The sequence below is a fragment of the Bradyrhizobium sp. 199 genome, assembly GCF_023073355.1.
Lineage (GTDB): Bacteria > Pseudomonadota > Alphaproteobacteria > Rhizobiales > Xanthobacteraceae > Bradyrhizobium.
Window position 1 is genome coordinate 1 of record NZ_JADPJI010000006.1, and the last position, 13,337, is coordinate 13,337.

14 protein-coding genes are annotated in these 13,337 nt (G+C 64.6%); 10 read left to right on the forward strand and 4 right to left on the reverse strand.

Features of this window, described 5'->3' with window-relative positions; all coding sequences use genetic code 11:
- From IVB28_RS20515 to IVB28_RS20535, 5 genes are all read left to right on the forward strand, one after another.
- The coding region (locus IVB28_RS20515) for a chemotaxis protein CheW (protein ID WP_247528625.1) at positions 1–283 on the forward strand (283 nt) is incomplete at its 5' end.
- Positions 284–316: 33 nt separating this feature from the next.
- Positions 317–703: a response regulator gene (locus tag IVB28_RS20520; protein ID WP_028143851.1), complete on the forward strand. Its 387-nt coding sequence runs from the start codon at positions 317–319 to the stop codon at positions 701–703.
- A gap of 61 nt (positions 704–764) precedes the next feature.
- Positions 765–1,643 (forward strand): protein-glutamate O-methyltransferase CheR, encoded by an 879-nt coding sequence (locus IVB28_RS20525; protein ID WP_247528626.1) that lies wholly within the window; start codon positions 765–767, stop codon positions 1,641–1,643.
- Between the two features lie 2 nt (positions 1,644–1,645).
- Positions 1,646–1,963 (forward strand): hypothetical protein, encoded by a 318-nt coding sequence (locus IVB28_RS20530; RefSeq protein ID WP_018321617.1) that lies wholly within the window; start codon positions 1,646–1,648, stop codon positions 1,961–1,963.
- 138 nt (positions 1,964–2,101) lie between these two features.
- Entirely contained in the window at positions 2,102–2,605 is a 504-nt protein-coding gene (locus IVB28_RS20535; RefSeq protein WP_247528627.1) for a response regulator, read from the forward strand.
- A 54-nt stretch (positions 2,606–2,659) separates the two neighbouring features.
- On the opposite strand, the gene IVB28_RS20540 is transcribed toward IVB28_RS20535, so the two are convergent.
- Positions 2,660–2,959, reverse strand: coding sequence for a hypothetical protein (locus IVB28_RS20540; protein ID WP_247528628.1), 300 nt, complete (start codon positions 2,957–2,959; stop codon positions 2,660–2,662).
- Between the two features lie 150 nt (positions 2,960–3,109).
- Here IVB28_RS20540 and IVB28_RS20545 point away from each other — a divergent pair, with 150 nt between their 5' ends.
- Complete coding sequence (locus IVB28_RS20545; protein ID WP_247528629.1) at positions 3,110–3,745, forward strand: response regulator; 636 nt, start codon at positions 3,110–3,112, stop codon at positions 3,743–3,745.
- A 150-nt stretch (positions 3,746–3,895) separates the two neighbouring features.
- On the opposite strand, the gene IVB28_RS20550 is transcribed toward IVB28_RS20545, so the two are convergent.
- The 3 genes from IVB28_RS20550 to IVB28_RS20560 form a co-directional block, all read right to left on the reverse strand.
- The gene (locus IVB28_RS20550; RefSeq protein ID WP_247528630.1) at positions 3,896–7,492 is read right to left on the reverse strand and encodes a PAS domain S-box protein; all 3,597 of its coding nucleotides are present in this window, start codon (positions 7,490–7,492) and stop codon (positions 3,896–3,898) included.
- Positions 7,470–7,889, reverse strand: coding sequence for a response regulator (locus tag IVB28_RS20555; protein ID WP_247528631.1), 420 nt, complete (start codon positions 7,887–7,889; stop codon positions 7,470–7,472). The genes IVB28_RS20550 and IVB28_RS20555 overlap by 23 nt, the downstream gene beginning before the upstream one ends.
- 192 nt (positions 7,890–8,081) lie before the next feature.
- Positions 8,082–8,798, reverse strand: coding sequence for a GntR family transcriptional regulator (locus IVB28_RS20560; RefSeq protein ID WP_247528633.1), 717 nt, complete (start codon positions 8,796–8,798; stop codon positions 8,082–8,084).
- 94 nt (positions 8,799–8,892) lie between these two features.
- Here IVB28_RS20560 and IVB28_RS20565 point away from each other — a divergent pair, with 94 nt between their 5' ends.
- The 4 genes from IVB28_RS20565 to araD are packed head-to-tail and all read left to right on the forward strand — an operon-like array spanning position 8,893 to position 13,280.
- Positions 8,893–9,912, forward strand: coding sequence for an ABC transporter substrate-binding protein (locus IVB28_RS20565; RefSeq protein WP_247528635.1), 1,020 nt, complete (start codon positions 8,893–8,895; stop codon positions 9,910–9,912).
- Positions 9,912–10,673, forward strand: coding sequence for an ABC transporter ATP-binding protein (locus IVB28_RS20570; RefSeq protein ID WP_247528637.1), 762 nt, complete (start codon positions 9,912–9,914; stop codon positions 10,671–10,673). Before IVB28_RS20565 ends, IVB28_RS20570 begins: the two co-directional genes overlap by 1 nt.
- 10 nt (positions 10,674–10,683) lie before the next feature.
- Positions 10,684–11,544: an ABC transporter permease gene (locus tag IVB28_RS20575; protein WP_247528638.1), complete on the forward strand. Its 861-nt coding sequence runs from the start codon at positions 10,684–10,686 to the stop codon at positions 11,542–11,544.
- Entirely contained in the window at positions 11,541–13,280 is a 1,740-nt protein-coding gene (araD, locus tag IVB28_RS20580) for an L-arabinonate dehydratase (RefSeq protein WP_247528639.1), read from the forward strand. The genes IVB28_RS20575 and araD overlap by 4 nt, the downstream gene beginning before the upstream one ends.
- Positions 13,281–13,337: the final 57 nt, after the last annotated feature.

Here is a 13,337-nt window from a genome sequence, read left to right on the forward strand (position 1 = left end):
GGTCGACATGCGCGCCCGTCTCGGCCTGCCGCAGCCCGAGGACGGCAAGGTGCCGATGGCGGTCGGCGTCGACCTGCGCGGTGAATCCTACGGCCTGCTCATCGACCAGATCGGCGAGGTGCTGCGCCTGCCCGACGCCGGCATGGAAGAGAACCCCGTCAATCTGGATCCCCGCATGGCCAAGCTCGCCGGCGGCGTCCACCGCCTCGACGGACAGCTCATGGTCGTCCTCGACGTCGATCGTGTCCTCGAACTCGAAACCAAAGTGCAAATGGCTGCGTGAGCCAACGAAAAGCATCGAAGCCGGAGAACTGAAATGAAGACGTGTTTGGTGGTCGATGATTCCAGCGTCGTGCGCAAGATCGCGCGCCGGATCCTGGAAGGCCTGGAATTCCAAGTCACCGAGGCCGAGGACGGCTCGAAGGCGCTCGAGATCTGCCAGCGGCAGCTGCCCGATGCGGTGCTGCTCGACTGGAACATGCCCGTGATGGACGGCTTCGAATTCATGGGCCACATGCGCCGCCTGCCCGGAGGCGACCAGCCCAAGGTGGTGTTCTGCACCACCGAGAACAACGTGGCTCATATCGCTCAGGCGCTCAGCGGCGGCGCCAACGAGTACATCATGAAGCCCTTCGACAAGGACATCATCGCCGACAAATTCGCAGAGGTTGGTTTGATCCCGGTCGGACAAGCAATGGTCTGAGTGTGTCTGGCCGAAGTGCTTTGGCCAGAAGTGTTCCAGTACAGATTCGAAGAGGCCATCCGTGACGCCGACCGAGTATGAGTATCTGCGCAAGTTCCTGAAGGACAATTCCGGGCTCGACCTGTCCGCAGACAAGCAATATCTGATCGAAAGCCGCCTGCTGCCGCTCGCCCGCAAGGCCGGGCTCTCCGGCATCCCCGAGCTGGTGCAGAAGCTGCACGGCGGCTCGCGCACGCTGATCACCGACGTGGTCGAAGCCATGACCACAAACGAGACCTTCTTCTTCCGCGACAAGGTCCCGTTCGATCATTTCCGCGACACCATCATGCCCGAGGTCATCAAGGCGCGCGCCGCGCGTCGGAGCGTGCGCATCTGGTGCGCCGCCGGCTCGACCGGGCAGGAGCCCTATTCGCTGGCGATGAGCCTGAAGGAGATGGGCGCGGCCCTGACCGGCTGGCGCATCGAGATCATCGCCACCGATTTGTCGCAGGAGGTGCTGGAGAAGGCCAGGGCGGGCATCTACAGCCAGTTCGAGGTGCAGCGCGGCCTGCCGATCCAGATGCTGATGAAATATTTCAAGCAGAACGGCGAGACGTGGCAGATCAATCCCGAGCTGCGGGCGATGATCCAGCACCGGCAGCTCAACCTGCTGCACGATTTCGCCCAGCTCGGCACCTTCGACGTCATCTTCTGCCGCAACGTGCTAATCTATTTCGACCAGGACACCAAGATCAACATCTTCAACCGGCTGGCGCGCCAGATCGAGCCCGACGGCTTCCTGGTGCTGGGCGCGGCCGAGACCGTGGTCGGTCTGACCGATACGTTCCGCCCGATTCCGGAGCGGCGCGGCCTCTACAAGCCGAACGATCCGCGTGCCGCGGCCGCCAAGCCGGCTCTCGCCGGCGCAGCACCGCGCATGGCGATCATGGCAGGACGCTAGACATGGCCGAGGATGGCAAGGGCACGGAACGCGTAACTTTCAGTCGCGGCTATGACGTCTGCATCATGGCCATCGACGGCACCTGGCGCCGCGACTGCAAGCTCAACGCGATCTCCGACACCGACGCCATCCTCACGGTGGAAGGCTCGATCCAGGGCTTGAATCTGAAGGAGTTCTTCCTGCTGTTGTCGTCCACGGGCCTCGCCTACCGCCGCTGCGAGCTGGTCCGCGTCAATGGCGCCGAAATGGACATCCAGTTCCTGCGCGGCAAGAACAGGAAGAAGCGCGGCGCGGCCGGCGGCCGTGACGAAGCGGCCTGATCGGCGGGGCAGCCGCTACGCTATCCGCGAGGTTGCTTTATATTTGCCGAAACATTCGAGTGAATTTGCGTTGGCCGCTTTACCTCGCTTAAGCACGGTCCGTGTATCCATCGATGGTCTCGATCTCAGGATACGACAATGCCCAGAAGTTCTCTTTCCCCCATTCCGTCAAACCTGCCCGGCGGCGCCGAACGGCGTGCGCTTCAGCTCCTGGTGGTCGATGACGACGCCACCCAGCGCAGCCTGATCACGGTCGCCGCCAAGCAGGCCGGCCACGAAGTCACCGCGGCGCCGTCGGTGGCGGACGCGATCGAGAAGCTTCGTGCCGCCCGCTTCGATTGCGTGACGCTCGACCTCGTGCTGGAGGATGGCGACGGCATCGACGTGCTGCGCGAGATGGCGGCGGCGAAGTTCGGCGGCGCCGTGATTGTCATCAGCGGCATGGACGGCAAGCGCCGCAGCGCTGCCCGCAGCTTCGCCCGCGCCGTCGGGATCGAACTCCAGAGCCTGCCGAAGCCGCTCGACCTCGCGGCCTTGCGCATCAGCCTCGCCAATCTCGGCAAGACCGCGATGGGCCTTCCGGCGATCCACACCTGGGGCGGTGTCGCCAGCGAGGCGACTGTGGAGCGGCACCGCGCCTGAGCTGCCGAGCTGCCATGCGATCGGATGCGGCTGCGGGGCCGCGTTGATCGCGGTCTATGCCGGGCTGCCGGATTCCGACAGACATTGCAGGGCGTGGCCAAGGCCCGCCCGGCAGGCATTGAGGGCGGCGCTCGCCGTAGCATAGCGCGGCGTGACGTCGTCGAGCACGAAAATGTCGGCGGAACCCGCCGGATCGCCTGTTTCCAACGAGCCGGTTTCCATCATGGCTGCGTCGATCAGGCGCATGCTGCTCTCGATGCGTGTGATCAGAGCGCGAAGATCGGCTGCGATCAACTGATGTCTGTCGGTTTCGGGCATCGCGCCGAGCGGGAGTGTGCCAGCGAAATTTAGCATGGATATTCTCCGTACCCCGCAATTAGGCACCCTGCGGCTACTTGTGCGTTAAGTCCATGTCCCGTACAAATACGGGTGGGCCGAATCCGCGCCGAACGCCATAAACGGTTGGCGCGCACGCGAGTCCTTCATGCCAACCGGATGTGGCACATGGCCGAACAAAGCTCTCGCGGTGAAATCTTCGTAGTCGACGACGATCCTGCCGTTCGCGACACTCTGTCGATGGTGTTGAAGGCGGCGGGCTATGAGGTGATCTGTTTTGCGGACGGCGCAGCGCTGCTCTCCGTCGCACGACACCGCACGCCGGCTGCAATCCTGCTCGACGTGAACATTCCCGGAAAGTCGGGCCTCGACATCCTGAACGAGCTGCACGGCGAGGATTATCCGGCGCCGATCTTCATGATCTCCGGACAGGGCGACATCGCGATGGCGGTGGGCGCGATCAAGAGCGGCGCGCTCGACTTCATCGAGAAGCCGTTCCGGGGCAGCGAAATTGTCGGACGGCTCGACGAGGCGATCGGCGCCTATGCGCGCAGGCAGGCGGAGAATGCCTCGCCGAAATTCGGCTCGCTGCATTTCCCCGGACGCGAGCCGCTGACGCGCAGGGAGCGCGAGGTGCTCGAGCAGTTCGCCTCCGGTGCGTCCAACAAGGAAGCCGGCCGCACGCTCGGCATCAGCCCGCGCACCATCGAGGATCACCGCGCCAACATCATGAAGAAGCTCGGCGCGCGCAACGCCGCCGACCTGATCCGCATCGTGATGACCGCGGCCCAGCGCGCATCGTAAAATGGTCTCGTGCCCCGGACGCGGCGCATCATGAAATGATGCGCCGCTGAGCCGGGGCCTATTTCTCCAATTTTACTGCAGACAGTTCCGGGTCCCGGCTCTGCGCCGCAGCGTTCCGCCTTGCGCCGTCTCCGGACACGAAACCGCGCGTTACGCCTGCAGGGCTTTCCGGATGATCCGCGCGAGATCCGCCTTGCGATAAGGTTTCGCCAGCAGCAGAACGCCGGAATCCAGCCGGCCGTGATGGATGATCGCATTCTCGGTATAGCCTGATGTGTAGACCACTCTGAGATCGGGGCGCGCCTTCTGGAGCTCGTCGGCGAGCTGCCGTCCGTTCATCTTGCCGGGCATGATGACGTCGGTGAACAGAAGGTCGAACGGCTTTCCGGCGGCGACGATCGCGAGCGCCTCCGCGGCGTTCGCGGCCTGCAGGGTGACGTAACCCAGCGAATGCAGCTGTGCCAGCACGTAGTCGCGCACCAGCCTGTCGTCCTCGACCACCAGGATCGTCTCGTGTCCGCCCTCGATGGTCGCCGGCGTCACGCCCTCACCGACCGTTGTCGGCGTCTTGCCGGGCGGCAGGTACATCTTGATCGTGGTGCCGTGGCCTTCCTCGCTGTAGATCTTGATGTGTCCGGCGGACTGCTTGATGAAGCCGTACACCATCGAAAGCCCGAGCCCGGTGCCCTTGCCCGGTCCCTTCGAGGTGAAGAAGGGGTCGAACACCCTGGGCAGCATGTTCGCAGGGATCCCGGTGCCGGTGTCGCTGACGGCAATCAGCACGTAATGGCCGGGGCGGACATCGTTGACGCTGGCATAGACCTCGTCGAGATAGGCGGCGCCGGTCTCCATGATCAGCTTGCCGCCACCGGGCATGGCGTCGCGGGCGTTGAGCGCGAGGTTGAGGATCGCGGTGGTGAGCTGGTTGGGATCGACGATCGCGACGCAAATCTCGTCCTCGAACACCGATTCGATCAGGATCTGCTCGCCCAGCGTCGGCCGCAATAATTTCGCGGTGTCGACGACCAGCGAGTTGATGTCGATCTCGCGCGGCTGGAGCGGCTGCTTGCGCGCGAAGGCGAGCAGGTGCTGGGTCAGATCGGCGCCGCGCGCGGCGGCCTCGTCGATCATCTTGGTGATGGCCGCAAGCTGCGGCTCCTTCTCGACCGCCTCGGCGAGGATCTCGATCGTCCCGGTGATGACGGTGAGGATGTTGTTGAAATCGTGCGCCACGCCGCCGGTGAGCTGGCCGACCGCCTCCATCTTCTCGGCATGGCGGATGCGCTCCTCGGCGGCGATCTTGTCGGTGAGGTCGCGGTAAAAGACGTTAAACAGCAGGCCTTCGCGGCGCTTCAGCGCGGTGACGCTGAGCTCGGCCTTGAATTCCTTGCCGTCGCGGCGGCGGCACATGAGCTCGCGGCGGCGGTTCAGCGTTCTGTCGTCCTCGTTCTCCAGAAACTGCTTCAGGCCCGCCCTGGCCCTCTCGCGTTCGCTCTCGGCAACGATGAGGTCGATCGTGCGCTTGCCGATCACCTCGTCGCGGCGCCAGCCGAACAGCTGCTCGGCCTGCGAGTTCCAGTTCAGGATGCTGCCGGTCTCGTCGGTCTGGACGAAGGCGTCGAGTGAGGTCTCGACGATGTTGCGGGCGAGCCGCTCGCTCTGGCGCAGCGATTCCTGCACTAGGCGGGCCTCGGTCATGTCCCGCCCGACAAAGAAGAAGCGTTGAGCTCCCTCGGACCATCTGCAGAGCCAGGACAGCCAGACCTCATGCCCGTTCTTGTGGAAGCAGCGGGTATCGGGGAGCTTGGGATGTTCGCCGCGCCGCATCGCGCGCATGTCCTCGCGGGACTGCTCCAGATGGTCGGGATGAATAAACTCGGTGCCGCTGCGGCCGACCATCTCCTGCGGCCCATAGCCGAGAATGGCCTCGCTGCTCGGGCTGATCTGCACGATATGGCCGCGCGCGTCCATGATCATGATCAGGTCCTGCGACGTCTCGAATATCTGCCGTCGCTCCTCGAGCTGCTGCTGCAGTGCCCGCTCGGCCCGCCGCGCCTCGGTAAGGCTGCGCGCAGATCCGGAGACACCGATGATGTCACCCGACGGTCCTCTGATCGGTGAGAGGCTGAGTGAGATCTCGACTTGCGTGCCGTCCTTGCGCAGGCGCACCGTCTCGAAGCGTTCGATCGGCTCGCCCCGGGCGATCCGATGCAAAATGTCCTTGCCCTGCTCGCGGCGGTCGGCGGGTACGATGATCGCGGTCGACTTTCCGATCGCCTCGTCCGCCGAATATCCGTACAGGCGCTCGGCAGCCGGATTCCAGCCCGTGATGACGGTATCGAGCGTCTGCATCACGATCGCATCGTCGGAGGATTCCACCGCGGCGCTGAACAAGCGCTCGCGCGCTTCATGATGGCTTCGCGCGGCTTCGGTGCGGCGATGTTCCTCGATCTCGCGTTCGAGCGCGGCGGTTTTCGTACGGGTCTCGTCGACCATCCGGGCGAAAGCCCGCGCCAGCACGCCCGTCTCGCCGCTGGCATCGACGGGAATGTCCGCCGGCTTCCCGCGGCCGATCGCCTCCACGGCCGCAGTCAGGCGGCCGATCGGGCGCGTCAATGAGCGCGCGAGCAGCACCGCGAGTGAAGCCGCGGCAAGGACGGCAAGCACGCCGACCAGCAAGGACGTCTTTTGAATGGCGGCCGGCACCCGGCCGAAGACGGACGGGGGCACGGTCACGATGATTGCGGTCCATTCCTTGTCTGCCAGCAGTGCCGGCGCGATCGCCGCGCCACTCGGTCGGCCCGACTGGTCGGTCATGAGCCGCGTGGATACGTCCGAGGTGCCGGTGAAGGCTGAGAAGAATGGAAAATCGTCGCGCCAGTTGGTCGGGTGGCCCCGCAATGAACCGAATTCGCGCCCGCGATCGGGATGAACGAGATAGTCGCCGCGCGAATTCACGACGTAAATCTCGCCACCTGAGTTCGCGGTCGCGCGGACGTGGTCGAGAGCCGGACGCATATCGATATTGGCGACGATGATACCGAACGGCTTGCCATCCGGCGTGAACAGTGGCGTCGCGACCCGCAGCGTCGGACCGTGCGAGGCCGTGGTGCCCCCTTGGCGGGTCGCGAGATCGACGGGCGACACATAAATATCGCCGGGCCCGAGCCGGATGGTGTCCTGAAAGTAGGACCGGTCGCTTTTGCGCTCCAATTCGCCGTCTGGGGCGATCCGTGCTGCTCCGTTCGGTCCGGAGCGATCGACGCGGACCAGCTCACGCTGGTCATTATCAATACCGATGATCCGGAACTGCCCGTAGATTGGCTTAGCCTCGATCTCGGCCGCGAGCCGCGTGGCGATACGCTCGCGCCAGGTTTGCTCCGAAACACCGTCAGAAGGGTCAATTCCTCCGCCTGCGTGAGCGCGGATCAGGCCGTTGATGGCCGCGGCGGCGCGATAGCCGATCAGATCGCCGCGCACGCCGGCGACGTAAGTTTCGAGGTTGGTTGCCAGCAGGCGTGACTGAGCCTCGATCCGCTCCAGCACGCGCGGAATGACCGCCTGCGTGGTGTTGCGATAGCCCAGCCAGCCGACTGCGGCCACGGTCACCGCCACCAGCAGGATCATGGCGATGGCAAGCCGCGTTGCGAGCTTCATGGGAATATTCACGCCGTTTGCCGGATGGCCGCGCCTATTCTGGCCCGGGACGGAACGAACCTCGTTCTCATGGGCTGCCGGTGCTGACATCGGACCCCTCCGGCTCGCCTGCGTTCAGGCAGCCGTCGACCGCGGCGAGCAGTGCCCCGGCTCTGAATGGCTTTTGCAGGCTTGCCACGGCGCCGAGCCTGGTCGCCATCTTCAGGAAGTCCGGCTCTGCATAGGCGTCCGGCGTGATCGAGCGGCCGGAAATGACGATGATCGGAATGGCCGGGACCAGCGCCCGGATGTGACGCATCGTCTCCAGCCCGTCCATGCCGGGCATGAAGATGTCCAGAAACAGCAGATCGAACTGGTCCGCCTCGAACAGCGCAAGTCCCTTGCGGCCATCGCCGGCGACGGTGACGTGATGACCGGCCCTCTCCAGGAGCAGCCGGATCGTGATTTGAACGGCCGGGTCGTCATCCACGATCAGGATGTTGGCCACGTCTGAATTCCTCCGGGCCGGGTGGAGATCCCACCGGCCGCAAATCAAATCCCTTAAAGATGAAATTGTTGCGCGGATTCCGTGCAGCCTGCAAGCACTTCGCGAGCGCCACATTCCGTTTGAGCTAACCGATCGTCGCCAGCGTCATATGTATTCTCTCGTGCATAAAGGCGGGCGGGCTCGGGTTCCCTCTTAGTCGGTCAGGTACTCGGGATAGTCGCTCCGGATCCTGTCGAGCTCACTTAGGGTACCCGACAGATGCTTGCGCAGATGCTGCTGCGCGGCCTCGGCGTCGCCGGCCTCGATCGCGCGCGTGATCAGCTTGTGGTGACGCACGATGTTCTGGGCCTTGCCGGGCGAGGGCAGGTGCAGCCGGCGCAGCCGGTCGCTGTGTCCACTGCGGCTGCGCACCAGTGTCCACAGATCGTGCTTGCCTGCGGCCGTGTAGAGCTGGGCGTGAAAATCGTTGTCGCCGGCCATGAAGGCCTCGAAGTCGCCGGCCCTGGCGGATTGCTGTTGCAACGCGATGGTGTGATCCAGGCGAACGATCAGGGCGGCGTCGGCACTGGTTGCGATCAGGCGGACGATCTCCAGTTCCAGCGCCTGGCGCAGGAAATGCGCCTGTTGCGCGCGATCGACGTCGATCCGGCTGACCACGGTCGCATGCTGCGGAAACACGTCGACCAGGCCTTCTTCCTCGAGCCGCATCAGCGCGTCGCGCACCGGGGTCGAGCTGACGCCGAACTGGCCGGCAAGCTCGGCGCGTGACAGCGGGGCGCCCGGCGGCAGTTCGAGGGCGATGATTGCGTTGCGCAGCCGCTCGAACACCTGCGGCGCGGCTTGACGGCCGCGATCGAGCCGGGCGGCGGGTCGGGGCGCCGCGCGCGGCGCGGGGTCGGGTGATTCCATGGCGGGTCCCGCGGGCTTGCCGATGATGCACTAATATATTAGTACATCACCGGGGTCAACGCAGCTCGACGGTGACCGGAGGAAACACACAACAATGATCACGCATCTTCGCAGCAAGCTTGCGGCCGGCGTCCTGATCGCCGCAGCCGTCCTGACCGCAAACGCCGCGCACGCCCAGCAGAAGTCCGAGGTCGCGCTGTCGCGCCAGCCTGGCATTTTCTACATGCCCAGCCACATCATGGAGAAGCAGAAGCTGATCGAGAAGCACGCGGCTTCTCTCGGCGTCTCGGGCGTCACCACCAAATGGATCACCTTCTCCGGCGGTGGCGCGCAGACCGATGCCCTGCTCGCGGGCGGCGTCGACATCCTCAACACCGGCACCGGCAACCTTCTGCTGCTGTGGGATCGCACCCGCGGCGGCGTCAAGGGCATCGTCGCGACGTCGGCGCAGCCAATGACGCTGATCAGCCGCGACGCCAACATCAAGTCGATCAGGGATTTCGGCCCCAGCGACAAGATCGCGGTGCCGACAGTCAAGGTCTCGACCCAGGCGATCGTGCTTCAGATCGCCGCCGCCGAGGCTTTCGGTGCCGACCAATGGTCGAAGCTGGATTCCAACACGGTGCAGCTCGGCCATCCCGATGCCTATGCCGCGCTGTCCAACTCCAAGCACGAGGTGCACACCCACTTCTCGATCCCGCCCTTCACCTTCCTGGAGCTGAAGAACGTGCCGGGCGCGCACATCGTGCTGTCATCGCCGGACGTGATGGGCGGGCCGCTCAGCCAGGCCCAGTTCTTCACCACGACGAAGTTTGCCGACGCCAATCCAAAGATCATCCAGGCCGTGCGCGACGCGACCAAGGAAGCGCAGGATGTGATCCGCAGCGACACCAGGCAGGCGGTCGAGATCTACAAGGAGATCACCGGCGACAAGACCTCGGTCGAGGAGCTGCTCGATCTCCTCAAGGAGCCCGGCATGATGGAGTGGAATCTCGAGCCGCAAGGCACGATGAAGTTCGCCGCCCATCTGTTCAAGACCGGCACGCTGAAGAACCAGCCCAAGGCGTGGACCGATTATTATCTGCCCGTCGCGCACGATCTGAAGGGCAACTGATGGCGCTGCTCGACGTCAGTGGCGTGACGCTGCGCTACAAGACCTCCAGCGCCGTCGTCACCGCCACGGAGAGGGTGAGCTTTAGCGTCGACAAGTCCGACCGCTTCGTGCTGCTCGGTCCGTCCGGTTGCGGCAAGTCGACCCTGCTCAAGGCCGTCGGCGGCTACATGAGCCCGAGCGAAGGCCGCATGACGATCGGCGATCGCGAGATCCACGGTCCCGGCGCCGATCGCATGATGATCTTCCAGGAGTTCGACCAGCTCTTGCCCTGGAAGAGCGTACTCGCCAACGTGATGTTTCCGCTGCTGACCGCGCGAAAGCTGTCGCGCAAGGACGCCGAGGCGAAGGCGCGGGCCTATATCGAGAAGGTCGGCCTGACCCGCGTCGTCGATGCCTATCCGCACACGCTCTCCGGCGGCATGAAGCAGCGCGTCGCGATCGCGCGCGGCATGGCGATGGAGCCCGACATCCTGCTGATGGACGAGCCGTTCGCCGCGCTCGATGCATTGACGCGCCGGACCTGCCAGGACGAGCTGCTCCAGCTCTGGAGCGAGACCAAATTCACGGTGTTGTTCGTGACCCATTCGATCGCGGAAGCGATCCGCATCGGCAACCGCATCCTGCTGCTGTCGCCGCATCCCGGCCGCGTCAAGGCCGAGGTGGTCGACGTCGACAAGGTCTCGAACGAAGACGGTAGCGCCGGCCGGCTCGAGAAGGAGATCCACGATCTCCTGTTCGCGCAAGAAGCGACCGCGCATTGAGGAGCCTCTGATGGGCCAAGCCAGGATATTGCCGCGGGCCGAACCGGCCGCCGCTTCAGGTGCGGGTGAGGTCGAGCGCAAGCTGGGCGTTGCCGAGCTGCTCTGGAACGACGGCTTCGTCCGCAAGTCCGTCATCATTCTGTTCCTGGCGGCGATCTGGGAAGCCTACGGCCTCGCCCTCGACAATCCGCTGTTGTTCCCGACGCTGCACGATACCGCGGTCACGCTATTCGATCGCGTCAAGGACGGTACCATTCCGATGCGCGCGTGGGCGTCGCTGAAAGTGCTGTTCATGGGCTATTCGGCCGGCATCGCGCTGGCTGCAATCTTCACCATTCTCGCCATCTCGACCCGCATCGGCACCGATTTCCTCGAGACCGTGACGGCGATGTTCAACCCGTTGCCGGCGATCGCGCTGCTGCCGCTCGCGTTGATCTGGTTCGGCCTCGGCAATGGCAGCCTCGTCTTCGTGCTGATCCATTCGGTGCTGTGGCCGGTCGCGCTGAACACCCATTCCGGCTTCAAGAGCGTGTCGAACACGCTGCGCATGGTCGGTCGCAATTACGGCCTGCGCGGCTTGCCCTACGTCGCCAGGATACTCATCCCCGCAGCCTTCGGCTCGATCCTCACCGGCCTGAAGATCGGCTGGGCCTTTGCCTGGCGTACGCTGATCGCGGCCGAGCTGGTGTTCGGCGTGTCATCGGGGCAAGGGGGGCTTGGCTGGTTCATCTTCGAGAACCGCAACCTGCTCGACATACCTGCGGTCTTCGCAGGCCTCTTGACGGTGATCATCATCGGCCTCTTTGTCGAGAACCTGATCTTCCGCGCCATCGAGCGGAACACCGTCCAGAAATGGGGCACCCAATCATGACCAAGAAGAAAATGACGCCCGACCAGCTCCGCAGCGCGCGCTGGTTCGCGCCCGACGATCTCCGCTCGTTCGGCCACCGCTCCCGCACCATGCAGATGGGCTACGCGCCGGAGGAGTGGAAGGATCGCCCGATCATCGCGATTCTCAACACCTGGTCGGACGCACAGCCCTGCCACATGCATTTCAAGTCGCGCGTCGACGACGTCAAACGCGGCATTCTGATGGCCGGCGGCTTTCCGATCGAACTGCCGGCGTTGTCGCTCTCGGAATCGCTCCTCAAGCCGACCACCATGCTCTACCGCAATCTGCTGGCGATGGACGCCGAGGAATTGCTGCGCAGCCATCCCGTCGACGGAGTGGTGCTGATGGGCGGCTGCGACAAGACCACGCCGGCGCTGCTGCTGGGTGCGACCTCGATGAACATCCCGGCGATCTATCTGCCGGCAGGCCCGATGCTGCGCGGCAATTGGAAGGGCAAGACCCTCGGCTCCGGTTCGGACGGCTGGAAGTACTGGGACGAGCGCCGCGCCGGAAAGATCTCCGACAAGGACTGGCTCGATATCGAAGCCGGCATCGCCCGCAGCTACGGCACCTGCATGACCATGGGCACGGCTTCGACCATGACCGCGATTGCGGAAGCGATCGGCATGACGCTGCCCGGCGCCTCCTCGATTCCGGCCGCGGACGCCAACCACATCCGCATGGCCTCCGAATGCGGCCGCCGCATCGTCGAGATGGTCTGGGACGATTTGACCCCGACGACGATCCAGACCCGGAAAGCCTTCGAGAATGCGATTGCGGTGGCGATGGCGATGGGCTGCTCGACCAACGCGATCATCCATCTGATCGCGCAGGCGCGCCGCGCCGGCCAGGACATCGGGCTCGACGATTTCGAGATCGCGAGCCGCAAGGTGCCCGTGATCGCGAACGTCCGCCCGAGCGGCGATGCCTATCTGATGGAGGATTTCTTCTACGCCGGCGGCCTGCCGGCGCTGATGGCCCAGATCAAGCCGCATCTGCATCTGGACTGCATCACGGTGACCGGCAAGACGCTTGGCGAGAACATCGAGGGCGCTGAGGTGCACAATTCCGACGTGATTCGCTCGGTCGACAATCCCATCTACAAGGAAGGCGCGCTCGCCGTGCTCAAGGGCAATATCGCGCCCGACGGCTGCGTCATCAAGCCCTCCGCCTGCGCGCCGCGCTTTCTCAAGCACACCGGCCCCGCGCTGGTGTTCGACGATTATCCCTCGATGAAGAAGGCCGTCGACGATCCCAACCTCGACGTCACCGAGGATCACATCCTCATCTTGCGCAATGCAGGACCGCAAGGCGGGCCGGGCATGCCGGAATGGGGCATGCTGCCGATTCCGACCAAGCTCGTGAAGCAGGGCGTGCGCGACATGGTGCGCCTCTCGGATGCGCGCATGAGCGGCACCAGCTATGGGGCCTGCATCCTGCACGTTTCGCCCGAATCCTATATCGGTGGTCCGCTGGCGCTGGTGCAGAACGGCGACCGCATCACCCTCGACGTCGCCGCCCGCACCATCAATCTCGACGTGAGCGAAGCCGAGCTCGACGAGCGCCGTGCCGCCTGGAAGCAGCCCGAGCGCCGCTTCGAGCGCGGCTACGGCTGGATGTTCACCAAGCACATCAAGCAGGCCAATGACGGCTGCGACTTCGACTTCCTCGAGACCGATTTCGGCGCGCCGATCGGCGAACCGTCGATTTACTAGCCCAACCGCCGTCGTTCCGGGGCGATGTGGAGCATCGAACCCGGAACTTCGAGATTC